Annotated in this window: 24 protein-coding genes and 1 pseudogene; 13 read left to right on the plus strand and 12 right to left on the minus strand. The window is 64.4% G+C overall.

Annotation, left to right across the window (positions count from 1 at the left end):
- Positions 1–20 precede the first annotated feature (20 nt).
- From flgD to GYB81_RS06300, 3 genes and pseudogenes are all read right to left on the minus strand, one after another.
- Positions 21–626 (minus strand): annotated as a pseudogene (gene flgD, locus GYB81_RS06290) (flagellar hook assembly protein FlgD); the annotation flags it as partial.
- Between the two features lie 71 nt (positions 627–697).
- The gene (gene flgC / locus GYB81_RS06295; RefSeq protein ID WP_161864085.1) at positions 698–1126 is read right to left on the minus strand and encodes a flagellar basal body rod protein FlgC; all 429 of its coding nucleotides are present in this window, start codon (positions 1124–1126) and stop codon (positions 698–700) included.
- A 2-nt stretch (positions 1127–1128) separates the two neighbouring features.
- Positions 1129–1482 (minus strand): flagellar basal body protein, encoded by a 354-nt coding sequence (locus GYB81_RS06300; RefSeq protein WP_161864086.1) that lies wholly within the window; start codon positions 1480–1482, stop codon positions 1129–1131.
- Between the two features lie 183 nt (positions 1483–1665).
- On the opposite strand from GYB81_RS06300, the gene flgA reads away from it, so the two are divergent.
- A complete protein-coding gene (gene flgA, locus GYB81_RS06305) occupies positions 1666–2379 on the plus strand; it encodes a flagellar basal body P-ring formation chaperone FlgA (protein WP_233787493.1) in 714 nt (237 codons plus the stop codon).
- 125 nt (positions 2380–2504) lie between these two features.
- Here flgA and glcC read toward each other — a convergent pair whose 3' ends face one another.
- Positions 2505–3278 carry a transcriptional regulator GlcC gene (gene glcC, locus GYB81_RS06310; protein ID WP_161864087.1) on the minus strand — a complete coding sequence of 258 codons (774 nt, stop codon included), beginning with the start codon at positions 3276–3278 and terminating at the stop codon, positions 2505–2507.
- Between the two features lie 238 nt (positions 3279–3516).
- Here glcC and glcD point away from each other — a divergent pair, with 238 nt between their 5' ends.
- The 12 genes from glcD to GYB81_RS06370 all read left to right on the plus strand — a co-directional run bounded on the left by glcD (position 3517) and on the right by GYB81_RS06370 (position 17247).
- Entirely contained in the window at positions 3517–5016 is a 1500-nt protein-coding gene (gene glcD / locus GYB81_RS06315; protein WP_161864088.1) for a glycolate oxidase subunit GlcD, read from the plus strand.
- Positions 5016–6071: a glycolate oxidase subunit GlcE gene (gene glcE, locus GYB81_RS06320; RefSeq protein WP_161864089.1), complete on the plus strand. Its 1056-nt coding sequence runs from the start codon at positions 5016–5018 to the stop codon at positions 6069–6071. The genes glcD and glcE overlap by 1 nt, the downstream gene beginning before the upstream one ends.
- Positions 6072–6074: 3 nt before the next feature.
- Entirely contained in the window at positions 6075–7292 is a 1218-nt protein-coding gene (glcF, locus tag GYB81_RS06325; protein WP_161864090.1) for a glycolate oxidase subunit GlcF, read from the plus strand.
- Between the two features lie 218 nt (positions 7293–7510).
- Positions 7511–7909 (plus strand): heme-binding protein, encoded by a 399-nt coding sequence (locus tag GYB81_RS06330; RefSeq protein WP_161864091.1) that lies wholly within the window; start codon positions 7511–7513, stop codon positions 7907–7909.
- 118 nt (positions 7910–8027) lie between these two features.
- On the plus strand, positions 8028–10205 hold the full coding sequence (locus GYB81_RS06335) for a malate synthase G (protein ID WP_161864092.1): 2178 nt from the start codon (positions 8028–8030) through the stop codon (positions 10203–10205).
- A 307-nt stretch (positions 10206–10512) separates the two neighbouring features.
- Positions 10513–12213 (plus strand): L-lactate permease, encoded by a 1701-nt coding sequence (locus GYB81_RS06340; protein WP_161864093.1) that lies wholly within the window; start codon positions 10513–10515, stop codon positions 12211–12213.
- Positions 12214–12346: 133 nt separating this feature from the next.
- Positions 12347–12514: a rubredoxin gene (locus tag GYB81_RS06345; RefSeq protein WP_003242223.1), complete on the plus strand. Its 168-nt coding sequence runs from the start codon at positions 12347–12349 to the stop codon at positions 12512–12514.
- A gap of 224 nt (positions 12515–12738) precedes the next feature.
- Positions 12739–13578 (plus strand): lateral flagellin LafA, encoded by an 840-nt coding sequence (gene lafA / locus GYB81_RS06350; RefSeq protein ID WP_161864094.1) that lies wholly within the window; start codon positions 12739–12741, stop codon positions 13576–13578.
- A 140-nt stretch (positions 13579–13718) separates the two neighbouring features.
- Positions 13719–14555, plus strand: coding sequence for a lateral flagellin LafA (lafA, locus tag GYB81_RS06355; RefSeq protein WP_041975917.1), 837 nt, complete (start codon positions 13719–13721; stop codon positions 14553–14555).
- Between the two features lie 139 nt (positions 14556–14694).
- Positions 14695–15606, plus strand: coding sequence for a lateral flagellin LafA (gene lafA, locus GYB81_RS06360; protein ID WP_161864095.1), 912 nt, complete (start codon positions 14695–14697; stop codon positions 15604–15606).
- 340 nt (positions 15607–15946) lie between these two features.
- Entirely contained in the window at positions 15947–16783 is an 837-nt protein-coding gene (locus GYB81_RS06365) for a winged helix-turn-helix domain-containing protein (RefSeq protein WP_161864096.1), read from the plus strand.
- Positions 16780–17247 (plus strand): hypothetical protein, encoded by a 468-nt coding sequence (locus tag GYB81_RS06370; RefSeq protein ID WP_161864097.1) that lies wholly within the window; start codon positions 16780–16782, stop codon positions 17245–17247. The genes GYB81_RS06365 and GYB81_RS06370 overlap by 4 nt, the downstream gene beginning before the upstream one ends.
- An 18-nt stretch (positions 17248–17265) precedes the next feature.
- Here GYB81_RS06370 and GYB81_RS06375 read toward each other — a convergent pair whose 3' ends face one another.
- From GYB81_RS06375 to fliD, 8 genes are read right to left on the minus strand one after another with little or no spacing between them, the layout of a single operon-like run.
- Entirely contained in the window at positions 17266–18207 is a 942-nt protein-coding gene (locus tag GYB81_RS06375; protein WP_161864098.1) for a flagellar motor protein MotB, read from the minus strand.
- Entirely contained in the window at positions 18204–19076 is an 873-nt protein-coding gene (gene motA, locus GYB81_RS06380; RefSeq protein ID WP_161864099.1) for a flagellar motor stator protein MotA, read from the minus strand. The genes GYB81_RS06375 and motA overlap by 4 nt, the downstream gene beginning before the upstream one ends.
- A gap of 1 nt (position 19077) precedes the next feature.
- Complete coding sequence (locus GYB81_RS06385; protein WP_161864100.1) at positions 19078–19812, minus strand: FliA/WhiG family RNA polymerase sigma factor; 735 nt, start codon at positions 19810–19812, stop codon at positions 19078–19080.
- Positions 19813–19853: 41 nt separating this feature from the next.
- Positions 19854–20330: a flagellar basal body-associated FliL family protein gene (locus GYB81_RS06390; RefSeq protein WP_161864101.1), complete on the minus strand. Its 477-nt coding sequence runs from the start codon at positions 20328–20330 to the stop codon at positions 19854–19856.
- Positions 20331–20357: 27 nt separating this feature from the next.
- Positions 20358–21431, minus strand: coding sequence for a flagellar hook-length control protein FliK (locus GYB81_RS06395; RefSeq protein ID WP_161864102.1), 1074 nt, complete (start codon positions 21429–21431; stop codon positions 20358–20360).
- 3 nt (positions 21432–21434) lie between these two features.
- Entirely contained in the window at positions 21435–21752 is a 318-nt protein-coding gene (locus tag GYB81_RS06400) for a hypothetical protein (protein WP_161864103.1), read from the minus strand.
- Positions 21736–22134 (minus strand): flagellar export chaperone FliS, encoded by a 399-nt coding sequence (gene fliS / locus GYB81_RS06405; protein ID WP_106737774.1) that lies wholly within the window; start codon positions 22132–22134, stop codon positions 21736–21738. Before fliS ends, GYB81_RS06400 begins: the two co-directional genes overlap by 17 nt.
- Positions 22134–23429, minus strand: a complete 1296-nt coding sequence (gene fliD / locus GYB81_RS06410; protein ID WP_161864104.1) for a flagellar filament capping protein FliD — start codon at positions 23427–23429, stop codon at positions 22134–22136. The genes fliS and fliD overlap by 1 nt, the downstream gene beginning before the upstream one ends.
- Positions 23430–23758 lie beyond the last annotated feature (329 nt).

Raw genomic sequence — 23758 nt, forward strand, 5'->3', positions numbered from 1 at the left:
GAATTGACGACTGGGTGGGTTCAGAGCAGACCGGCGGTCTGCGTCTGGCCGAACTCGGTGATGTTGTAGAAGGGCACGGAGCCGATGCCGACGACTTCCAGCACCGGCCCCTCGGCGCTGACGCGCACCTGGGTAACGCGGCCGGCCACCTCGACTTTCGGGTACTCGCCACTGTCGCTCTTGACCTCGACCTTGTAGCTGCCCGGCGCCAGGCCAAGGGTCTTGGGGTCCAGCTCGAAGGGCACGCGACCCGGCGCCTGGGCGCCCAGGTCGATCTCCTTCTTCACGCCGTTGCTGTCGGTTACCACCAGGGCCAGCTTGCCGGCGGCGTGTTCGAGATTGATCTCGCCTTTGACCTTGTCTGCACCCAGCTCCAGCTGCTCGGTGGCGACCTTCACTTCCTGGCCGACCAGGCCGGCGGCGGTGAGGGTCTGCAGGTTGTCCAGCAGCACCAGGTTGCTCTTGCTCAGCGAGGCCATGTTCTCCAGGCTCTTGACCTGGCTCATGGCGGCGAACTGGTTGAGGAACTCGGTGCTGTCCACCGGCTTGGTCGGGTCCTGGTTCTGGATCTGCGCGACCATCAGGGTGAGGAAGTTATTTTCCAGTTGGGTCGCGTCACTGACGTTGACCGCTTGCTTGACCGCCTCGTCGATGCCGTAGGCTGGGTTGTTCTGGCTGTTGTTGCTGACCGCGGCCATCAGGATTCTCCAAGCTTGAGCAGGCCCTGCTGCATGCTTTTCAGGCGGTTGAGCACCTCGACGCTGGTCTCGAAGCTGCGGGTGGCCGACATCATGTCGGTCATTTCCTCGATCTGGTCGATGTCGGCGTAGAACACGTAGCCCTTGTCATCGGCCAGCGGGTTGTCCGGCTCGTAACGGCGCACCGGCTCGCGGCCGGCGGTGACCACATCGAGCACCTGCACGTGGGCGCCGCCCATGCCCACACTGCGGGTCAGCTGGTCATTGTTGTAGACGGCGGCGAACACCGGCTTGCGCGCCTGATACACATCCTCGGCGCTGGCGGCGGCCGAGTCGGCGTTGGCCAGGTTGCTGGCCACGGTGTTCAGGCGCACGGTCTGCGCATTCATCGACGAGCCGGCAATGCGGTAAATGGAGTCGAAAGCCATGGTCAGCGTCCCTCGATGGCCTGCTTCAGGCCGCGAAATTTCATGCTGATAAAGGTCAGGCTGGTCTGGAAGTCCATGCTGTTCTTGGAGAACGCGGCCTGCTCCACACTCAGCTCGACGCTATTGCCGTCCTGCGACGGCTGGGTCGGCACGCGGTACTTGAGCTCCGCGCTGCTGGCGGCGAAACGCTGCTGCGGATCGAGCCGCTGCATTTCGCCGGCGAAATCGATATCGCGGGCGAGAAAGCCTGGCGTGTCTTCGTTCGCCAGGTTGGCGGCGAGGATTTCGCTGCGTTGCATGCGCAGCTCCAGCGCACGCGAATGCAGGCCCACCACGTCATCAATCCGTATACTCATTCACCGGTACCCTTAACCCAAGGTTGTGCCCAGGTGCCTTGAGCACAAAGCGTGCCCAACCCAAAAGAGAGCCGTAGAGCATTGATTTTTCAGGGATTTACCAAATCAACCGATGATATTCGCGTCGCCCTTTTTCCGCATCGCCGTATCGCCGGAGGGAAAAGCGGAAAAGCTTTTTCCGCCTTGGCGTCGGCGCTCTTCCTCTTCTCCGCACTGGCTGTGGATTCGCCACGCGCGCAGGCAGATGCCGCCAGTCAAATCGACGAGGCCATCGCCACGCATATGCAGCAGAAGCTCGCCGAGGAAGCCAAACGCCAGGCCTGGCAAGGCCAGCGCCACAGCCTCGACACCACGCTGGTGGGCAGCGCGGAACGACTGCCGGCCTGCAGCCAGGCACCGAGCGTGACGGTCAGCAGCAATGACCCTTCGGCGCTGGCGCGCCAGCGCCTGGAACTGAGCTGCCCGGACGACCCCGGCTGGAGCATCACCGCCCTGGTGCAGGCCAACGTCTTCCTGCCGGTGATACATGCCGCGCGGGTGATCGAGCGCGGCCAGACCATCAGCGCCGAACAGCTGCAACTGCAGGAAGTTAATATCGGCAAGGCCTCGCGCGGTTTCTACAACAGCCTCGACGAGGTGGTCGGTCAGGGTGCCAAGCGCCGTGTGCGCGCCGGCCAGCTGATCGCGCCGAATCTGCTTAGCGCACCGCTGCTGATTCGCCGCGGCCAGCAGGTCACTATCATCGCCAGCCAGGACGGCATTTCCGCCTCGGCCACCGGCGAGGCGCTGGCCAATGGCCGCGAAGGCGAGGTGATCCGCGTGCGCAACCTCGGCAGCCAGAAGGTGATCGAGGCGCAGGTGGTGGAAGAAGGCGTGGTCACCAGCACCTTCAGGTAGGGTGTCATGCCACGTGGGAGGCGCTTGCGCGGCGAGCGGGTCTGGCGGGTCGCGGCTAAAGCCCCTCCCACAAATATGTAGGGCGGGTGCAACCCGCCACCATTGACCGGCGGGTTTCGCTCGCCCTAAGCCCAGCCCTCCAGGCGCATCGTCGCCCGCACCAGGCGCTGCTCTTCCTGCTCGATCTCCTTGAGGTTGTCGCGGATGCTGTGGATATGATCGCGCGCGGCACGCTGGGCCTGTTCCGGCAGGCGCTCGATAACCGCGTGATACAGCCGTGAGTGCTGACGGTCAATCTGCCGCTTCTGCGCCGGGCGGTGGTAGAGGTTGTTCACCGAGGCGAACACGGTGCTGAGCATGAGGTCGGTCAGCGATTGCAGGGTGTGCACCAGCACCGGGTTATGCGAAGCCTCGCAGATGGCCAGGTGGAAGGCGTGGTCGAGGCGCGCATGCTCGCGCGGGTCGACCGGGTTTTCCTGGGTGTGTGCGGCGAGCATTTCCTCATAGCGCCGCGTCAACAGTACGAAATCCGCTTCGGTGCCTCGCAGCGCCGCCAGACGCGCCGACTCGCCCTCGAGCAGGCCGCGTACTTCGAGCAGGTCGTAGAGCGTGCGCGGTTGCGAATTGAACAGGTGCATCAGCGGGCTGGCATCACGCTCGCCGCTGAGCTTGGCCACCCGTGAGTCGCGGCCCTGGGCCGTCTCGATGATGCCCCGTCCGCGCAGCACCTTGAGCCCTTCGCGCAGCGCCGAGCGGGAGATGCCCAGCTTCTCGCACAGGCGCCGCTCCGACGGCAGCGGCTGGCCCACCTTGAGCACGCCATCGACGATCAGGCGTTCGATTCGCTCGGCCACCACGTCACTCACCTGGCGTCGTGCGGCGCCCTGACTCGCATCCACTTCAGCCTCCTCACAACTGGTCGTACCAGTTATCACAGCCCCTTTCGCTTGCTTTCCAAGCCAGCCCTTAGCCCAGCAAGCATAAGTCTTTTACCTGAATTCAGGTGAAAGCCCGGCGAAAGAAACTGGTCCTACCAGCAACAAAGAGAATGGACGACCGGGACCCGAGAGCCTAAACATGCGGCCCATGGTCGCAGCATGACCGCCAATAAAAACAACGTCCACGACTGAGCCTGCCATGAGCATTCTGTACGACGAGCGCGTCGACGGCGCACTGCCCAAGGTCGAAAAAGCTGCGCTGCTGGCCGAGCTGCGCCAGCACCTGCCCGACCTCGACATCCTGCACACCCAGGAAGACCTCAAGCCCTACGAGTGCGATGGCCTGTCCGCCTACCGCACCACGCCGATGCTGGTGGTGCTGCCCGAGCACATCGAGCAGGTGCAGCAGTTGCTCAAGCTCTGCCACGCCCGTGGCGTACCGGTGGTGGCGCGCGGCGCGGGTACCGGCCTGTCCGGCGGCGCGCTGCCGCTGGAGCAGGGCATCCTGCTGGTGATGGCGCGCTTCAATCAGATTCTCGAGATCAACCGCGAAGGCCGCTTCGCCCGCGTCCAACCCGGCGTGCGCAACCTGGCGATCTCCCAGGCCGCCGCGCCCTTCGACCTGTATTACGCCCCCGACCCCTCGTCGCAGATCGCCTGCTCCATCGGCGGCAACGTCGCCGAGAACGCCGGCGGCGTGCACTGCCTGAAGTACGGCCTGACCGTGCACAACCTGCTCAAGGTCGACATTCTCACCGTCGAAGGCGAGTTCATGACCCTCGGCAGCGATGCCCTGGACGCGCCGGGCTTCGATCTGCTGGCGCTGTTCACCGGCTCCGAGGGCATGCTCGGCATCGTCACCGAGGTGACGGTCAAGCTGCTACCCAAGCCGCAGGTGGCCAAGGTGCTGCTGGCCGCCTTCGACTCGGTGGAAAAGGCCGGCCGCGCGGTGGGTGACATCATCGCCGCCGGCATCATCCCCGGCGGTCTGGAGATGATGGACAACCTGGCCATTCGCGCCGCCGAAGATTTCATCCATGCCGGCTACCCGGTGGAGGCCGAAGCCATCCTGCTTTGCGAGCTGGACGGCGTGGAGGCCGACGTCGCCGACGACTGCGAACGGGTACGTGAGGTGCTGGAGAAAGCCGGCGCTACCGAAGTGCGCCTGGCCCGCGACGAAGCCGAGCGGGTGAAATTCTGGGCCGGGCGCAAGAACGCCTTCCCCGCGGTCGGGCGCATCTCGCCGGACTACTACTGCATGGACGGCACCATCCCCCGCCGCGAGCTGCCCGGCGTGCTGCGCGGCATCGCCGAGCTGTCCGAAGAGTACGGCCTGCGCGTGGCCAACGTGTTCCATGCCGGCGACGGCAACATGCACCCGCTGATCCTCTTCGATGCCAACGTGCCGGGCGAGCTGGAGCGCGCCGAGGCCATCGGCGGCAAGATCCTCGAACTGTGCGTCAAGGTCGGCGGCAGCATCACCGGCGAGCACGGCGTCGGCCGCGAGAAGATCAACCAGATGTGCGCGCAGTTCAACAGCGACGAGATCACCCTGTTCCATGCGGTGAAGGCGGCGTTCGACCCCAGCGGCCTGCTCAATCCGGGCAAGAACATCCCTACCCTGCACCGCTGCGCCGAGTTCGGCGCCATGCACGTGCACCGCGGCCAACTGCCCTTCCCGGAACTGGAGCGTTTCTGATGTCGCATGATTTCGACGCCAGCGCCGCGCTGCTGGAACAGGTCAACCACGCACTGAACAGCGCCACCCCGCTGCGCATCCAGGGCAGCGGCAGCAAGGCCCATCTAGGCCGCGCCACCCCGGGCGAAGTGCTGGACACCCGTCAGCATCGCGGCATCGTCAGCTACGACCCCACCGAACTGGTGCTCACCGCCCGCGCCGGCACGCCGCTGGCCGAGATCGAGGCGGCGCTGCAGGCCAACAACCAGATGCTGCCGTGCGAACCGCCACACCTGGGCGATGGTGCCACCCTGGGCGGCATGGTCGCCGCCGGTCTGTCCGGCCCGCGTCGGCCCTGGGCCGGCTCGGTACGTGACCAGGTGCTCGGCACTCGTGTGATCACCGGCCAGGGCAAGCTGCTGCGCTTCGGCGGCGAGGTGATGAAGAACGTCGCCGGCTACGATCTGTCGCGGCTGATGGCCGGCAGTTTCGGCTGCCTTGGCCTGCTCGCCGAAGTCTCGCTCAAGGTGCTGCCCAAGCCGCGCCAGGTGCTCAGCCTGCGCCTGGAAGTGGACGCCCTGCAGGCACTGAACAAGCTCGCCGAATGGGGCCAGCAGCCGCTGCCAATCAGCGCCGCCAGCCATGACGGCGCCGCACTGCACCTGCGCCTGGAAGGCGGCGAAGGCTCGGTTCTGGCCGCGCGCCAACGCCTCGGTGGCGAGGAGATCGACAACGCTTACTGGCATGAACTGCGCGAACAGCGCCTGCCGTTCTTCAGCGCCAGCGGCACGTTGTGGCGCCTGTCGCTGCCGGCCAATAGTGGTCTGCTCGATCTGCCCGGTCGCCAGCTGATCGACTGGGGCGGTGCGCAGCGCTGGCTGAAGACGGACGCCGATGGCGAGCTGATCCAGCGCGTGACGGCCAAGCTCGGCGGCCACGCCACCTGCTTCGCTGCCGGCCAGGCGCAACCTTTCCAGCCGCTGGCTGCTCCTTTGCTGCGTTATCAGCGCCAGCTGAAGAACCAGCTCGACCCCCAGGGCATCTTCAACCCTGGCCGCATGTACGCCGAGGTATAAGACGTGCAGACCAATTTGAGTGAACAGGCCAAACGCCTGCCGCGCGCCGAGGAAGCCGAGCGCATCCTGCGCTCCTGCGTGCATTGCGGCTTCTGCAACGCCACCTGCCCGACCTACCAGCTGCTCGGCGACGAGCTGGACGGCCCGCGCGGGCGCATCTACCTGATCAAGCAGATGCTCGAAGGCGGTGAAGTGACAGCCAAGACCCAGGAGCATCTGGATCGCTGCCTGACCTGCCGCAACTGCGAGACCACCTGCCCGTCCGGTGTGCAGTACCACAACCTGCTGGATATCGGCCGCGAAGTGGTCGAGCAGGCGGTGCCGCGGCCGCTGAACGAACGCCTGCTGCGTCAGGGCCTGCGCGCCGTGGTGCCGCGCCCGGCCTTGTTCAAGACGCTGACCCAGACTGGCCTGGCCCTGCGCCCGCTGCTGCCGGCCGCGCTCAAGGCCAAGCTGCCGCGCGAAGTTCGCCCGGCCAAGCCGCGCCCGACGCAGCAGCATGCCCGCCGCGTACTGATGCTCGAAGGCTGCGTGCAGCCGGGGCTTTCGCCTAATACCAACGCCGCCACCGCGCGCGTACTCGATCGCCTCGGCATCAGCGTCACGCCGATCCGCGAGGCCGGCTGCTGCGGCGCCGTGGACTACCACCTCAACGCCCAGGAAGCCGGGTTGCAACGCGCCCGGCGGAACATCGACGCCTGGTGGCCGGCCATCGAGTCCGGCATTGAGGCCATCGTGCAGACCGCCAGCGGCTGCGGCGCTTTCGTCAAGGACTACGGCCATCTGCTCGCCAGCGACCCCGCCTATGCGAGCAAGGCGGCGCGGGTCAGCGCCCTGGCCAGGGATCTGGTCGAAGTGCTGCTGGGTGAGCCACTGGAACAGCTGCAGGTACGCGCTGAGCAGCGCCTGGCCTTCCACTGCCCCTGCACCCTGCAGCATGCGCAGAAGCTCGGCGGCGCGGTGGAGGGCGTGCTGACGCGCCTCGGCTTCGGCCTCACCGCCGTGCCGGACAGCCATCTGTGCTGCGGCTCGGCCGGCACCTATTCGCTGACACAGCCGGCGCTGTCACGCCAGCTGCGCGACAACAAGCTCAACGCCCTGGAAAGCGGCAAACCGGACGCCATCGTCACCGCCAACATCGGCTGCCAGACCCATCTGGATGGTGCCGGACGCACGCCGGTAAGGCACTGGATCGAAATAGTCGAGGAGGCCATGCACTGATCACAGCGTAGCGGGGTGCAAGCCTCGAATGATCTTGCATAGGTAGGAGCGAGCTCTGCTCGCGAAGCTTTTGCCGTTTGCCAGGGTTCGCGAGCAGAGCTCGCTCCTACGGATTAGCACGCTGCCGGTCAGGGCTTGGCCCTGCCCAACAAGCGGTGGATGAAGAAAGCGACATCCACCCTACAACTGATCACGAAGACACGAATACGAGGTATGCCATGCAAAGCAAAGCCGTACTCAGCCAGATCGAAGTCAGCCAGATCCTCCAGGCGGCCCGCAACGAAGCGCAGCAACAGGGCTGGGCCGTGGCCATCGCCGTGGTCGACGATGGCGGTCATCCGCTGGCCCTGGAACGCCTCGACGGCTGCGCGCCCATCGGCGCCTATATCGCCACCGAAAAGGCGCGCAGCGCCGCTATCGGCCGCCGCGAAACCAAGGGCTACGAGGACATGGTCAACGGCGGTCGCACCGCCTTCGTCAGCGCGCCGCTGATTACCTCGCTGGAAGGCGGTGTGCCGGTGCTGGTGGATGGCCAGGTGGTGGGTGCCGTGGGCGTGTCCGGGGTCAAGGCCGAACAGGATGCGCAGGTGGCAAAGGCGGGGATAGCGGTGCTGTAAGCCGCACGCATCGTTTTCTCCCCTCTCCCGCTTGCGGGTGAGGGCGAGGGAACTGATCGAGGCGAGATGAAATTCATAGGCATCCCAGACAACCGGATGCAGACAGGAGAACAGAAAAATGACCGAACGCGTGCAATGTCAGCGCCTGCAGGTAGCCGCCGAACTCAAGCAATTCATCGAAAGCGAAGTGCTGCCCGGCAGCGGGATCGAGGCCAATGCCTTCTGGAGCGGTTTCGATGCGCTGGTGCACGACCTGGCACCGCGCAATCGTGCCCTGCTGGCCGAGCGTGATCGCCTGCAGAGCGAGCTGGATACCTGGCATCGCGCCCATCCCGGGCCGATCACCGACATGAGCGCCTACCGCGCCTTCCTCGGCTCCATCGGCTATCTGCTGCCGCAGCCGGAGAAGGTCAAGGCGACCACCGCCAACGTCGACAGCGAGATCGCCACCCAGGCCGGCCCGCAACTGGTAGTGCCGGTGATGAACGCACGTTATGCACTCAACGCCGCCAATGCCCGCTGGGGCTCGCTGTACGACGCCCTGTACGGCACCGATGCGATCAGCGAAGAGGGCGGCGCCAGCAAGGGGCCGGGCTATAACGAAGTACGCGGCGCCAAGGTGATCGCCTTTGCCCGCGCCTTCCTCGACCAGGCCGCGCCGCTGGCCCAGGGCTCGCACGCCGATGCCAGTGCCTATGCCGTGGTCGCTGGCCAGCTGCAGGTGACCCTGAGCAGCGGCGCGCAGACCTCGCTGGCGCAACCGGAAAAGTTCGTCGGCTTCCAGGGCGAGGCTGCCACGCCGAGCGCGGTGCTGCTGAAGAACAACGGCCTGCACTTCGAGATCCAGATCGATGCCAATAGCCCCATCGGCTGCACCGACGCCGCCGGTGTGAAGGACGTGCTGATGGAAGCGGCGCTGTCGACCATCATGGACTGCGAAGACTCGGTGGCCGCCGTCGATGCCGCCGACAAGGTGGTGGTCTACCGCAACTGGCTGGGCCTGATGAAGGGTGACCTGGCCGAGGAGCTGGAAAAGGGTGGCAAGCGCATCACTCGCCGCCTTAACCCCGATCGCGTCTACACTGCCGCCGGTGGCAGCGAACTGACCCTACACGGCCGCTCGCTGCTGTTCATCCGCAACGTCGGCCACCTGATGAGCAACCCGGCGATCCTCGACGGTGAAGGCTTGGAGATTCCCGAGGGCATCCTCGATGCGGTGGTGACCAGCCTGATCGCCCTGCATGATCTCAAGCGCCGCGGCAACTCGCGCACCGGCAGCGTCTATATCGTCAAACCGAAGATGCACGGGCCGTTCGAAGTAGCCTTCGCCAACGAACTGTTCGGTCGCGTCGAGCAGCTGCTGGGCATGCCGGCCAATACCCTGAAGATGGGCATCATGGATGAAGAGCGGCGCACCAGCGTCAACCTCAAGGCCTGCATCGAGGCGGCCAGCGCGCGTGTTGCCTTCATCAATACCGGCTTTCTCGACCGCACCGGCGACGAGATGCATACGGCCATGGAAGCCGGCGCGATGCTGCGCAAGGGCGACATGAAATCCAGTGCCTGGATCCAGGCCTACGAGCGCAACAACGTGCTGGTCGGCCTGGCCTGTGGCCTGCGCGGCAAGGCGCAGATCGGCAAGGGCATGTGGGCCATGCCGGATCTGATGGCAGCCATGCTCGAACAGAAGATCGGTCACCCGAAAGCCGGCGCCAACACCGCCTGGGTGCCGTCGCCGACTGCCGCCGTGCTGCACGCCCTGCACTATCACCAGATCGACGTGCAGGCGGTACAGAGCGAGCTGGAACTGATCGACCTGGGCAGCCAGCGCGACAGCCTGTTGAACGATCTGCTCAGCGTGCCGGTCAGCGCCGAGCGGCCGTGGAGCGCCAGCGATATCCAGCAGGAGCTGGACAACAACTGCCAGGGCATCCTCGGTTACGTGGTGCGCTGGGTCGAGCAGGGCGTCGGCTGCTCCAAGGTGCCGGATATCCACAACGTCGGTCTGATGGAAGACCGCGCCACCCTGCGCATTTCGGCTCAGCATATCGCCAACTGGCTGCACCACGGTGTGGTCAGCGAGGCCCAGGTGCGCGAGACGCTGCAACGCATGGCGCAGGTGGTCGACGGGCAGAATGCCGGCGATCCGGCCTACCGGCCGATGGCGCCGAACTTCGAACAATCCCATGCCTTCCGCGCCGCCAGTGATCTGGTGTTCAAGGGCCGCGAGCAGCCGTCCGGTTACACCGAGCCGCTGCTGCATGCCTGGCGACTGCGCTTCAAAGAGGAGGCCTGAGCATCACAGCATAGATGTAGGAGCGGCGACCCGCCGCGAAGCTCTGCAGCGCTGACCAGAAAAGCTTCGCCCCGGGGCGGGGCTCCTACACAAGCGGGTTCACAACCGTGGATATGACTTCCACGGAGCAGTAACAAGCCCTGACGGTTTCTGACCGTCGGGGCTTTCGAGCATGAGCGCGGCGATGGGTGATCCCTGCCGTCGCGGCTCGCGGAAAGGCCGGTGCCGTAGTGCCCGACCTTCCAGATGCGTGGCGCCGGGTACCCCCGGAAAACTGTGGTTCACAAGAAAAAGAAGGAACCAACCCATGAGTCAAACGCTGCTGTCCATCCTGGCCTTCGTGCCTCTGGTGCTGGCGGGTGTACTGCTGATCGGCTTTCGCTGGCCGGCCAAGTACGCGATGCCGCTGGTGTTCGTCCTCACTGCTCTGATCGGCCTGCTGGCCTGGGACATGTCCCTCAACCGGGTCATCGCCTCCAGCCTGCAGGGGCTGATCCTCACCGCCGCAATCCTGTGGATCATCTTCGGCGCGATCCTGCTGCTCAACACGCTCAAGCACTCCGGCGGCATCGCGGCGATTCGTCGGGGCTTCTCCAACATCAGCCCGGATCGCCGCGTGCAGGCGCTGATCGTCGCCTGGCTGTTCGGCTGCTTCATCGAGGGTGCCTCCGGTTTCGGTACTCCGGCCGCGGTCGCCGCGCCACTGCTGGTGGCCCTGGGCTTCCCGGCCCTGGCCGCGGTGGTACTAGGGATGATGGTGCAGTCCACGCCGGTGTCCTTCGGGGCGGTGGGTACGCCGATTCTGGTGGGCGTCGGCGCCGGCCTGGACAAGACCGGCATCACCGAGCAACTGGTGGCCACCGGCAGCACCTGGGAAACCTTCTTCCACCTGATCTATTCGCGGGTGGCCATCACCCACGGCCTGATCGGCCTGCTGATGCCGCTGATCATGGTGATGATCATGACGCGCTTCTTCGGTCGCAATCAGAGCTGGAAAGAAGGCCTGGCCATCGCGCCGTTCGCCATCTTCACCGCCTTCGCCTTCTCCCTGCCGTACATGGCGGCCGGCGTGTTCCTCGGCCCGGAATTCCCCTCGATGATCGGCGCCCTGGTCGGCCTGGCCATCGTGGTGCCGGCGGCCAAGGCCGGCTTCCTGCTGCCGAAGGAGACCTGGGACTTCGCCGATCCCAAGGACTGGCCGTCCGACTGGATGGGCAAGATCGAAATGAAACTGGAAGACGTGGCCGGCAAGGCGCCGATCTCGGTGCCCATGGCCTGGGCGCCCTATCTGCTGCTGGCGGTGTTCCTGGTGATCTCGCGCACCTTCCCCGAGGTGAAAGCGGCGCTGATGAGCTTTACCTTCGGCTGGAAGGACATCCTCGGCGAGACCGGCGTGTCCGGCACCATCGAGCCGCTGTACCTGCCAGGGGGCATCCTGTGCATGGTGGTGCTGGTGACCTTCTTCCTGCATCGCATGCGCTTCTCCGAGCTCAAGGCGGCAATGGGCGAGTCGAGCAAGACCCTTCTCGGGGCCGGCTTCGTGCTGATCTTCACCATTCCCATGGTGCGTATCCTGATCAACTCCGGGGTCAATGGCAGCGACCTGGTGTCGATGCCGGTGGCCATGGCGCAGCTGGTGGCCGACAGCGTCGGCGGCATCTATCCCTTCTTCGCCCCGGCCGTGGGCGGTCTCGGCGCCTTTATCGCCGGCTCCAATACCGTCTCCAACCTGATGCTGTCGCAGTTCCAGTTCAACGCGGCGCAGCTGCTCGGCGTGTCCGGGGCGATGATGGTGGCACTGCAGTCGGTCGGCGCAGCGGCGGGCAACATGATCGCCATCCACAATGTGGTGGCGGCCTCGGCGACCGTCGGGCTGCTTGGGCGCGAGGGCATCACCCTGCGCAAGACCATTCTGCCGACGCTGTATTACCTGGCCGTAGCCGGCGTGATCGCGCTGATCGCGATGTACGGCTTGGGGCTGAGCGATCCGCTGATGGTCGCCCGCTGAGGCCAGGCGGGCCGTGCACTGCACGACCCGACTTTGGTTGGCCACCGGCCGGCGGCGATTGCCACCGGCCGGCTTGGCGCATCCGCGCAATTGCGGTAGCTTGCCGGCACCGTGAGATTCACCCGAGGTCGATATGAAGAAGTGGCAATGCGTGGTCTGTGGACTGATTTACGACGAGAGCCAGGGCTGGCCGGACGACGGCATCGCCCCCGGCACCCGCTGGGAAGACGTGCCGGAAGACTGGCTGTGCCCCGACTGCGGCGTCGGCAAGATGGATTTCGAGATGATCGAAATCGGCTGATCCGGCCCTGGCCATACGACAACGGCGACCTTCGGGTCGCCGTTTTCATTGCTGCTTGCGCCGTAGCGCCCATGTTTCAACTAACAGCCATGGCCTACCAAAGCCTGCAGTGCAGGAAAAACACTCGCGTCATTTAATCCGCGCCAAAAGCCGGTCGCCCTTCAGGTACAGCAGGCAATCACAGCCAGCTTCATTCCGCGCTTACCGCACGAAGGATTACGATCATGGCCTTGTCGATTCACACCAACTATTCCTCACTGATCACTCAGACCAACCTGGGCAAAACCAATAACGCCCTGGGCACCAACCAGCAGCGCCTTGGCACCGGCCTGCGTATCAACAGCGCCGCCGACGACGCCGCCGGCCTGCAGATCGCCACCCGCCTCAACGCCCAATCGCGCGGCATGGACGTGGCCATGCGCAACACCGGCGACTCCATCTCCCTGCTGCAGACTGCCGAAGGCGCCTTCAGCGAGATGACCGACATCATGCAGCGCATGAAGGATCTGGCCACCCAGGCGGCGAACGACACCAACAGCGACGACGACCGTACCTCGCTGAAGGCCGAGTACGACGAGCTGGGCAACGAACTGACCAACATCATCAGCAACACCAAGTACGCTGGCGAGGCCCTGTTCGCGGCTGGTGGCAAGCTGACCGGGGCTATGACCTTCCAGATCGGCTCCAGCAGCGCCGAAACCCTGTCGTTCAATGCCGGCGCCAACCTGACCGCCGTCACCGGCGCGATCACCACCATCAAGGCCGAGACCCTCGACACCGCAGCCAATGCCGGCGGCGCCATGGACGAGCTGGAAACCGCTCTGGACGCCGTAGGCACCCTGCGTTCGCAGCTTGGCGCGAACATCAACCGCCTGAATCACACCGCCAACAACCTGGCCAACATGAAGGACAACACCGACATGGCCAAGGGTCGCATCATGGACGCCGACTTCGCCAAGGAAAGCGCCAACATGACCAAGAACAGCATGCTGATGCAGTCCGGCATCTCCATGCTCAAGCAAGCCGGCCAGATGCCGGGCATGGTCATGTCCCTGCTGGGCTGATCACAGGCTTTCCAGGCGCAACGGATTGCGCCACCCCCATTTCACGATTGAACGCCATCGCCCCTTAAGGCACTTGTGAAGACGGTCGCCCTGTACCTACAGCACCGCTTCCAGGCGTTCACGCACGAAGGATTACGATCATGGCTCTCTCGATTCATACCAACTACTCCTCGCTGGTGACCCAGACCAACCTGGGCAAGACCAACAACGCCCTGGGCACCAACCAGCAGCGCCTGGGCACCGGCCTGCGCATCAACAGCGCCGCCGACGATGCCGCCGGCCTGCAGATCGCCACCCGTCTCAACGCCCAGTCGCGCGGCATGGACGTGGCCATGCGCAACACCGGCGATGCCATCTCCCTGCTGCAGACCGCCGAAGGTGCGTTCAACGAAACCACCGACATCCTGCAGCGCATGAAGGACCTGGCCACCCAGGCAGCGAACGACACCAACTCCGCTGACGACCGCACCTCCCTACAGTCGGAATTCGACGAGCTGGCAAAAGAAATCACCAACATCTTCAACAACACCAAATACGCGGGCGAAAACCTGTTCACCGGCAAGCTCGCCGCCGCGGTCAGCTTCCAGATCGGCTCCAGCTCGGCAGAAACCCTGAGTTTCGACGTCAGCACCGATCTGGGCACCCTGGACACCACGCTCAATACCGACGTGGCCGCCCTGACCCTCGACACTGCAGCCAACGCCGGTGCGGCGATGACCGCGCTGGAGGGCGCGCTGGACGATGTCGGTGCGATGCGTGCCAGCTTCGGTGCCAACATCAACCGCCTGAACCACACCGCCAACAACCTGGCCAACATGAAGGACAACACCGACATGGCCAAGGGACGCATCATGGATGCCGACTTCGCCAAGGAAAGCGCCAACATGACCAAGAACAGCATGCTGATGCAGTCCGGCATCTCCATGCTCAAGCAAGCCGGCCAGATGCCAGGCATGGTCATGTCCCTGCTGGGCTGATCACGCGCTTGGCCGGCGCAAGGGACTGCGCCACCCCCATTTCACGATTGAACGCCAGCGCCCTTAAGGCATTCGAGAAAACGGTCGCCCTGTACCTACAGCACCGCTTCCAGGCGTTCACGCACGAAGGATTACGATCATGGCTCTCTCGATTCATACCAACTACTCCTCGCTGGTGACCCAGACCAACCTGGGCAAGACCAACAACGCCCTGGGCACCAACCAGCAGCGCCTGGGCACCGGCCTGCGCATCAACAGCGCCGCCGACGACGCCGCCGGCCTGCAGATCGCCACCCGCCTCAACGCCCAATCGCGCGGCATGGACGTGGCCATGCGCAACACCGGCGATGCCATCTCCCTGCTGCAAACCGCCGAAGGTGCGTTCAGCGAGATGACCGACATCGTCCAGCGCATGAAGGACCTCGCTACCCAGGCCTCCAACGCCACCAACAGCGGCGCTGACCTGATCGCTCTGCAGAACGAGTACGACGAACTCGGCAAGGAAATGGCCAACATCGTCAAGAACACCAAGTACGCTGGCGAGAATCTGTTCAGTAACGGCACCACCGTCGACGGTTCCAACGGCAAGCTGTCCGCTGCGGTGAACTTCCAGATCGGCTCCAGCTCCGCCGAGACCCTGGAACTGGACGTCGGCGCCAAGCTGACCGCACTGGGCACCTCGCTGGCAGCGATTTCCGATACCTACACCACCGCCGGCACGCCGGGTACCGAACTGGCCAGCACTCAGGATCCGACGACCGCCACCAACGCCACCGCCAACGCGATGATCGACACCCTGAGCGACGCGCTGGACGACATCGGTGCGTTGCGTGCCAGTTTCGGTGCCAACATCAACCGCCTGAACCACACCGCCAACAACCTGGCCAACATGAAGGACAACACGGACATGGCCAAGGGCCGCATCATGGACGCCGACTTCGCCAAGGAAAGCGCCAACATGACCAAGAACAGCATGCTGATGCAGTCCGGCATCTCCATGCTCAAGCAGGCCGGCCAGATGCCGGGCATGGTCATGTCCCTGCTGGGCTGATCCCGCATCATCCAGGCGCGATGGATCGCGCCACTTCATCCGACGCCCCGCTCTCGCGGGGCGTTCTGCATGGTCGCTCGGACCATCGCCAGATCTCGCGCCAATCGATCATCCGTGACGGTGGTTCGGCATGATCGAATCACTTTCCCGATTCTCGTTGATCGTGCCCATTTAATTGGCTGCGTGGCTGCTATCAGCCTTGAACGAGTTTACTCGTTGTCCTACAACTGCAATCAGGCTGTGGCACAAGACTTGCCACAGCATTTTCCTGACGCCAGAATGCCGACCCATTTATCGTCCGGACTTTCCAGTCGGAAGCACCGCTCGCCTCAAGGAACGCATGAATTCCAGCTCCGAAACGCCGCTCGCCGAGCCGGGAAGCACGATTGCCTGCCTGATCATCAGGACCGGGCGCAGTGATTGCTATGCACACTTCTACCCGGCGCTGTATCAGCTGACCCTGGTCAAAAGTGGCATCGAGGAGAAGATCGACCTGGGCTATTCCGGTAGCCGCCTGCTCGAACGCCTGCTGCAGGAGCCCGGCGAGGTGGTGTCACGCGACGAGCTGATGAATCATGCCTGGGCCGATCGGGTGGTCGGGCAGGGCAGCCTCAATCAGCAGATCTACACCCTGCGCCAGATATTGGGCGATGAGAAGAGCAGGGAAATCATCCAGACTCTGCCGCGCCGCGGCTATCTGCTCAACCCCAACTATCTGGTCTACCCACCGAGCATCGACGATATCGGCGCAGTCAGCGAACCGGCGGATACACCGGCGCCGCCGTCCGCCTTTTTGCGTCGCCACAGTCGGCAGCGCGCATCCTGGCTGATTCTGCTGAGCGTTTTCGGTATCGCCGGGATTATCTTGTTCACGACGCTGCACCAGATCAGCCAACCCAAGGACCTGCACAGCAGCGAAATGAATCTCGGCTCGCTGCACGTGCACTACATCGATCAGGACTCGCAACGCCTGCAGCAGCTGATTTTGCAGACTCACGGCCTGACCAGCCAACTTGCGCTACTGGCCAGCAAGCCTGCGACCCTGGTGCTGCGTCTGCATGGCGGCTTCTATGAACTGCTGTGTCTGCAGCCCAGCGGCGACGCACGCTCGCTGATGCTGCACGAAAGCCAGCTGAGTCAGGTGGCCGACGCCCAGCTACGCAGGTGCCTGCCATGAGCCTGGCCAGAGAGCGCGGCATCAGCGGTGTGTGGTTGCTGGGCATGGTCGCTACGGCCCTGGCCATGCTGCTGGGTATGCTGGCCATGTGGGCGAGCTTCATCTCCAGCAGCGAACTCGACGGACGCTACCAGTCCACCGGCCAGGTGCAGCTGAGCAACGGGCAGGTGCTGGACATCAGCCACAGCCTGCGGGTCAGCAACGGTCGCTTCTACGCCATGACCCGGCAGGGCGACAGCATTCTGGAAACCTCGGGCGTGGTGGACTATGGCTTCCTCGGCAATTATCGATTGCGTGTCGAAGACGGCCAGGTCACCGGGCTGGCCAGTGAAATCGACGACGAGCTGGTGTTCAATCTGCTCTACGGCCGACACAAGGGATCGACCATTCGCCTGACCAGCGTCGATGGCTGCCTCTATGCGCTGGAAACCCGGCAGGTGTACTGCCAGGCCCGCAATCCGTAAGGCGGAACGCGCCATAGCTCAGGACTCCGGCAGGCTGAGCTGGACGCCTTCGGCGCGAACCTCGGCACGAACCTGAGCCTCGCCGAACAGCTCGCGATACAGGCCTTCGGCCTGGCTGGTCAGCAACAGTAGCTCGATACGTCTATTGGCGCCGTTCTGCGTATCGCCCGGCAGCAGCGGCATGCGGTCGGCCTGGGCCGCCACCTGCAACACGTTGCCGCTCGGCAGGCCGGCCTCGACCAGCACGTTGCGCGCGCGTAGTGCGCGGTCGCCGGAGAGGTTCCAGTTGTTGTAACCGCCGACTACGCCGCGATAGGGCATGGAGTCGGTGTGCCCGCTGATGATCAGGTGGTTGTCGACTCGCCCGAGAATGCCGGCCAGGCGCTGCAGCAGGGTTTCGAAATGCGCATTCAGGTGGGAACTGCCGCGGTTGAACATGAACCGCTGCGCGTCGTCCTTGATCAGGATACGCAGGCCCTGAGGCACCACCTGCACTTCGATATTGGCCTCGGCGTCGAGTTGCAGCGCCAGTTCCTTCATCAACGCGGCCAGCTCCTGCATCTGTGTCGACTCGCTGAAGTGCGGGCGACGCGGCTCGCCGGGCTGACCCTCGCCAAGGGCCGCACCGGGGTCTTCCTGCGGCGTACGCGCGCGGTTTTCCGGGTCACGGCGCGGGGCGACCTGCACCGGCACGCCATCGAGTTCCAGCGGCGTGGTGCTGGTGCCGTCGAAGATACCGGCGCCTCCATCGACCAGAGGATTGTTCAGCATGTCGGCGTTGGCGCGGCTGGCGTCCTGGGTCTGCGGCTGGATGATCCACAGCACCATGAACAGCGCCATCATGGCCATGGTGAAATCGGCGAAGGCCACCTTCCAGGCACCGCCATGCTCGTCGTGGCCGCCCTTCTTGCCACGCCGCTTGATGATGATCTCGTGGCCGTCACCGCCGCGTGGTTTCATGCGGCGTCCCTTTCATCTTCGTAACGGTTGACCCAGATTTCCAGCTGCTTGAACGCCGGTTTGACGTCCTGTTCGATCAGCTTGCGCCCGGCATCCACCGCCAGCAGCGTGGGCTTGCCGGCGACGTGGGCGACCAGGGTGGTACGCACGCACTCGAGCGCCGACATCTCGGTCTTGATGCGCTGACCCATGGCGCTCGACAACGGCTCCATCACGCAATAGCACATGAAGATACCGAGGAAGGTGCCGACCAGCGCCGCCGCCACGTGGGCGCCGATCTCGGCGACCGAACCGCCGATATTGCCCATGGTGATGACGATGCCGAGGATCGCCGCGAGGATGCCGAAGCCCGGCATCGCCTCGCCGATCTTGTGCAGCGAGCGCGAAGGCTGCATCAGCACGTGCTCCATGGCCTCCAGCTCCTGCTCGAGGAAGCCTTCCAGTTCGTGTGCACTGATCTTGCCCATGGCCATCAGGCGGAAGTTGTCGGCAATGAAGGCCATCAGGTTCTTTTCCTGACGGATCAGCGGGTACTTGCCGAACAGGTCACTCTGCTCCGGCTCTTCGATATGCGCGTCGAGCACCTTGAGGCCACCGACGTCGACCATCTCCAGCAGTTCGTAGAGCATCATCAGCAACTGGCGCTGGAACTCCTCGCCGCGCTTCTTGTAGACGAACACACCCTTGATCTGGTGCAGCATTTCCAGCAGCACGTCCTTGGGGTTGGCCACCACCAGCGCGCCGAAACCGGCACCGACGATGATGATCACCTCGGCCGGCTGCCACAGCATGGCCAGCTCGCCATGGGCCATGACGTAGCCACCGAGCACGCAGGCGACGATGATCAATGCACCTAATAACTTCTGCACCCTAGCCTCTCTCGTTCAGGTAACGGCTGGCCTTGGCGATCGCCTGCTTGCTCAGCTGGCAGACGCGTGCGTCGCTCAGCTCCAGCACCAGGGCGATTTCCTTTAGGCTCAGCTCGTGTTGGTAGTAAAGGGTCAGCACCAGCCGCTCGCGTTCGCTGAGCTGACTCAGCGCCTGGGTCAGCAAACGCTCCTTGAGCACCCGTTCCTCGACCGCACTGCCGCCGCAGGCGAAACCCTCGTGGCCGTTCTGCAGCAGTTCATCGAGGCTTTCGATCGCTTCGCAGGCGTCGGCCTGGAGAAACTCCTGATAATCCTTGGCGCTGATCCCGGCCGCCTCGAGAATCTCCTGCTCCTGCGGCACGCGTCCCAGCTGCCGCGCCAGCTGGCGAATGGCATCGCGAACCCTGTGCGTCTGCTGACGCACCTGGCGCGGTCGCCAGTCCTGACGACGCAGCTCATCGAGAATCGCACCGCGAATGCGCAATGCGGCGAAACGCCCGAACTGCTCATCCGGGGTGCCGTAGCGGCGCAGGCACTCGAGCAGCCCCATCAGACCGATCTGCTCCATGTCCTCGCGGTCGAGCACCTGGTTGGCCTGCAGCGCCAGCTGGCTGACGATGCGCTTGACCAGCGGCAGGTACTGCAACAGCCACTTCTGCTCGGCCCCCGGGGCGAACAGCGCGGCGCCACCCTGTTCGGCGGCATAGCTGTAGTCGATGGCGCAGTTGGCGTTCATGAATACTCGGCTCCGGTTCCGGCGCAGTCGCGTGCTGCGCCCTACTGGACGATCAGCTTGCTGACCAGCACGTTGGCGAAGGGCATCGCCAGTTTCTTGCTGGCAAAATCATCGGACAGCACCCGCTCCAGGGTGCCCTGCAGTTCGGGAATGGGCATGCCGCGCAGCTTCTCGAAGCTCATCGAGGACAGATGCGCGACCACCGAATTGCGCACCATGGGATCGATCTGCTCGAGCTTCTTCGGATCGGTTTCCACGTCCGCCTGCAACACCAGGTCGAGAACGAAATAATGTTCGCGGGTCTCACCCTGCAGGCTGACGATCACTTTCTCGATGGGAAAGAAGCGGTATTCGCTCTTGGCCTCCTCAGCTTCGCTGCCGCCAGCGCCTGCGGAAATGCCGAGCACGGTCTGGCCGGTCTGCATCGACTTGAGCGTGGCGTAGTTGAAGATGCTGCCGCCGATCACCACCAGGGTGTTGAAGATAACCAGCAGCAGGAGGATGCGCGGCATTGTCATGATTACTCTCGATTCACTAACGAAAAATTAAACGGTGACCAGCACATCGCTGGCCGACTCCGTGGCGCTACGCTCGCCACCGCTCGGCAGCACCGCGGCTGCGGCCACAGCGTCTTCGGCGAGCCAGGCCTGAGCCTGCGCCTGTTGCTGCTGGCGCCCGCCCTGCGCATCGGCGGAAACCTGTACGTTGACCTGCACGAAGTTCTGCCCCACCAGCTCCTGACGCAGACGCTCGCTGGTCTGTTGCAGCAGGCGCGCCACGTCGGCATTGGCCGCGGACAGTTGCACGCTGAGGCGGCCGGACTCGTGGCTGAGGAAGATTTCCAGGCTGCCCAGCTCCGGCGGATCGAGGCGGATGGTGGCGTTCTGAATACGCTGATTGATCTGCAGGTCGACGTGTTCACGCAGGCTGGCCAGCATCTGCTCGCCCCACTGAGCCTGGGGCGCGTGCAGCTTGAGCGGCCGCTCGGCCACTGCTGGCGCAGGCGCAGCCAGGTTAGCTGCCGCGCCGCCAGTCGCGGCCCTGTCGCTGTCCGTGCTGCTCGGGAGACGCTCCAACACCTTCAGGTCGATGCCTTCGTCCATCGCCAGTGGCGAGGCGGTCTGGGCCCCGACCTCGGCCGTCATCAGCGGCCTGGGCACTGCCACTGGCTCCGCCACTGCTGCTGGTGGCTGGCCGAGCGCTGCAGCGCTGGCAGCGCGCGAGGTATCCCCCAGCGCCTGCTGACGCGGTTGCGCCTGAGCCTGGTCGAGGAGCGCGGCAGGCAACACTGCGGGCTGCTCGGCCTCCTCGTCCAGCACCTGCTCTTCCTGCACCGGTTCCGGCGCTTCGCGCGCCTCGATACGCACCGCCTGCTGACCGAGCATGCCGGCCAGCCATTGCTCGGCATCCGCTTCGCTGAGGTGGATGGCTTCGGGCGTCACGCTCGCGGCGTGCACCGCTTGCGCGCCAGCAGCAGCGAAACCCTGCACGGCCATCTGCTGATCGAACGGCCGAGCCGCATCACCCGCACGGCCGGCCTGGGCGAAGCCCGACGGCAGCGTGTGCTCGGCGGAGCCACTCGGGCTGACCCGAGCGTTGGCATTGATCGGTTGCAGCACCCTTTATCTCCCGGCTTGATACAGATCGACACGCATGTAGGCACTGCGTCCTTCGGCGTATTCCAGATGCGTCAGCAACTGCCGGCGCACCCGCTCGCATTCCTCGGCGCAGGCGATGCGCGCCTGCCCATGCAACTGGCGCAGCTGCTCCCTGGCCTCGCGCACTTCATCGCTCAGGCTCGGCAGCCCGGCCAGCAATTGCAGACAGGTGCGGATCCGCGAGTCGATCTCGCCGATTCGCGTCCAGTCGCCCTGCTCCAGCGCTTGCGCCAGCTGGGCATGCAACTGCTGCAGCGCGCGCAGTTCACTTGCGCGTTGCATTCACGCCTTCCCAGCCTTCACGCAGGACGCCGAGCAGGCCGACCACTTCATCCAGGCCTTCCAGCGACAGGCTGACGCTGACGTCGGAGAGGCGGTAGATGCAGTAGTCATAGAGCCGCGCCAGGCCCTGTACCAGCTCGCCACCGTTCTCGTAATCGAGGGCGCCGTTGAGACCGTTGAGGATGTTCAGGCATTTCTCCAGCGACTGACCCTTCTGCTGGTAACGCTTGGCCTCGATATGGCCACGGGCGCGGGCCAGCTCGTCGAGCAGGCCGTCGAACAGCACCAGCACCAGTTCGTAAGGCGAGGCGGCGGCAGCGCGCGCCTCGAGATCCACGGTGCGATAGCTGTCGTAACTTTCGTTGAGGTTGTAGGCACTCATCAGAACATTCCGTAGGTCTGCTCCATCGCCGCCATGGTCTGCATGAGACCGGTGTACTGGCGGAGATAGCGGGCGTAGTAGGAGTCGTACTGCTTCTGGATGCTGTCGAACTGCTGATCGACACGGCGCAGTTGGGTATTGAGGTTGTCCTTGCGGTCGGTCAGCAGGCCACCGGCGCTGCTGGTGTAGGCCGCGAGGTTCTTGTCCAGCGTGTCGAGCAGGTTGCCCTTGTCGGTGAACAGCTTCTCGAAGCCCTCCGGGTTGGCCGCCACGGCCTTCTCGAAGCGCGCGTTGTCGATGGTCAGCTTGCCGTTGCGGTCGGCGGCGATGCCGAACTCGGTGAGGCTCACACCACCGAACGAGGTGCGCACCAACTGATTGAGCATGCCCTCGATGGCACGCACGCTGGCATCACCGGCCAGAACCCCACGACCGCCGCTCTCGCCGCCGCTGGCGGTGAGCGAATCGAAACTGGTCATCAGCGCGTTGAAGGCGCTGACGAAGGTCTGCGCCTTTTCCTTGGTGGCTTTCTGATCCTGGCCGACTTCCATGGTCAGCGGTGCATCACCGCTCTTGTGCGCCTTGTTGAAGGTCAGGCTGACGCCGTCGATGAGGTTGTCGAAGGTGTTGCTGGTGCTGGTCAGCTCGATGCCACTCTCGCCACCCAGGCGCACGATGGCATCCTTGGCTGCGGACAATTCCTGACGCCCCGCCACCGCCCCCTCGAATGCGGCATTGCCGCTGGCATTCAGGCTGATGGCCTGGTCGGCACCGGTCTTCTCGCTGGTCAGTACCAGGTTGACCTGACCGTTGCTGCGCACCAGTGTTGCCTTCACCCCCTCGTTATCGGCGGCGGCGTTGATGGCCTTGGCCAGTTCGTCGAGCGTCGCGACGGTGCCGAGATCGATGCTGAACGAGCCGCTGCCCTGGCCGATGGTCAGGTTGCCGCTACCGAGGTTACCGTCCTGCAACCCCTGCAGGGCAACCTGGCTCTTGCTGGCCAGTTGCTGGACGAAGAAATCGTAACTACCGGCCACCGCCTTGCTGCCCACCGTAGCGCTGGCGTAACCCTCCTGGCTGAAGCTGGCGCTGTTGACCAGCATGCTGCTACCCGCCAGCTTCAGGCCGCTGGCGGCGCTCTTGAAGGTTTTCAGCGCGGTATCCAGGGTCGTCAGAGCGCTGAGCTGCGCCTTGTATGCTGCCTGGTTGCGATTGGCCTTGGCCAACTGGCCCTGAACTTCGTACTGGGCCAGTTGGGTCGCCATGCTTTGAACGTAATCTGAATCGATAGCCATAGTCGGACACCCGTTTTCCTGAGTGATAGCAATAGCGGTGCCAACAAACTAAGCCATTGATATTAAAGGCTTTAAGCTAACCGCCAGGTGAAAGATCCTTTCCGCTCACAGGGCAACGAACGACGAGCGGAAGGCCTGCTTCCGCCTGCGTCGCGCAGAAGGCGGACGTGCTTCTTACACAGGCGACACAGCAGCGCCCTGGCTTAAGTGAAAGGCGGGAAATCAGTGCAGTAATGGCCTGGCCGGATGCCGCGAGGCGCAGGCGGCATCGAGGAAGGCGCTCCAGCCGCGACCTGTAGGAGCGGCTTCAGCCGCGATACGGCGCACGA

The organism is Pseudomonas yangonensis (assembly GCF_009932725.1).
Lineage (GTDB): Bacteria > Pseudomonadota > Gammaproteobacteria > Pseudomonadales > Pseudomonadaceae > Aquipseudomonas > Aquipseudomonas yangonensis.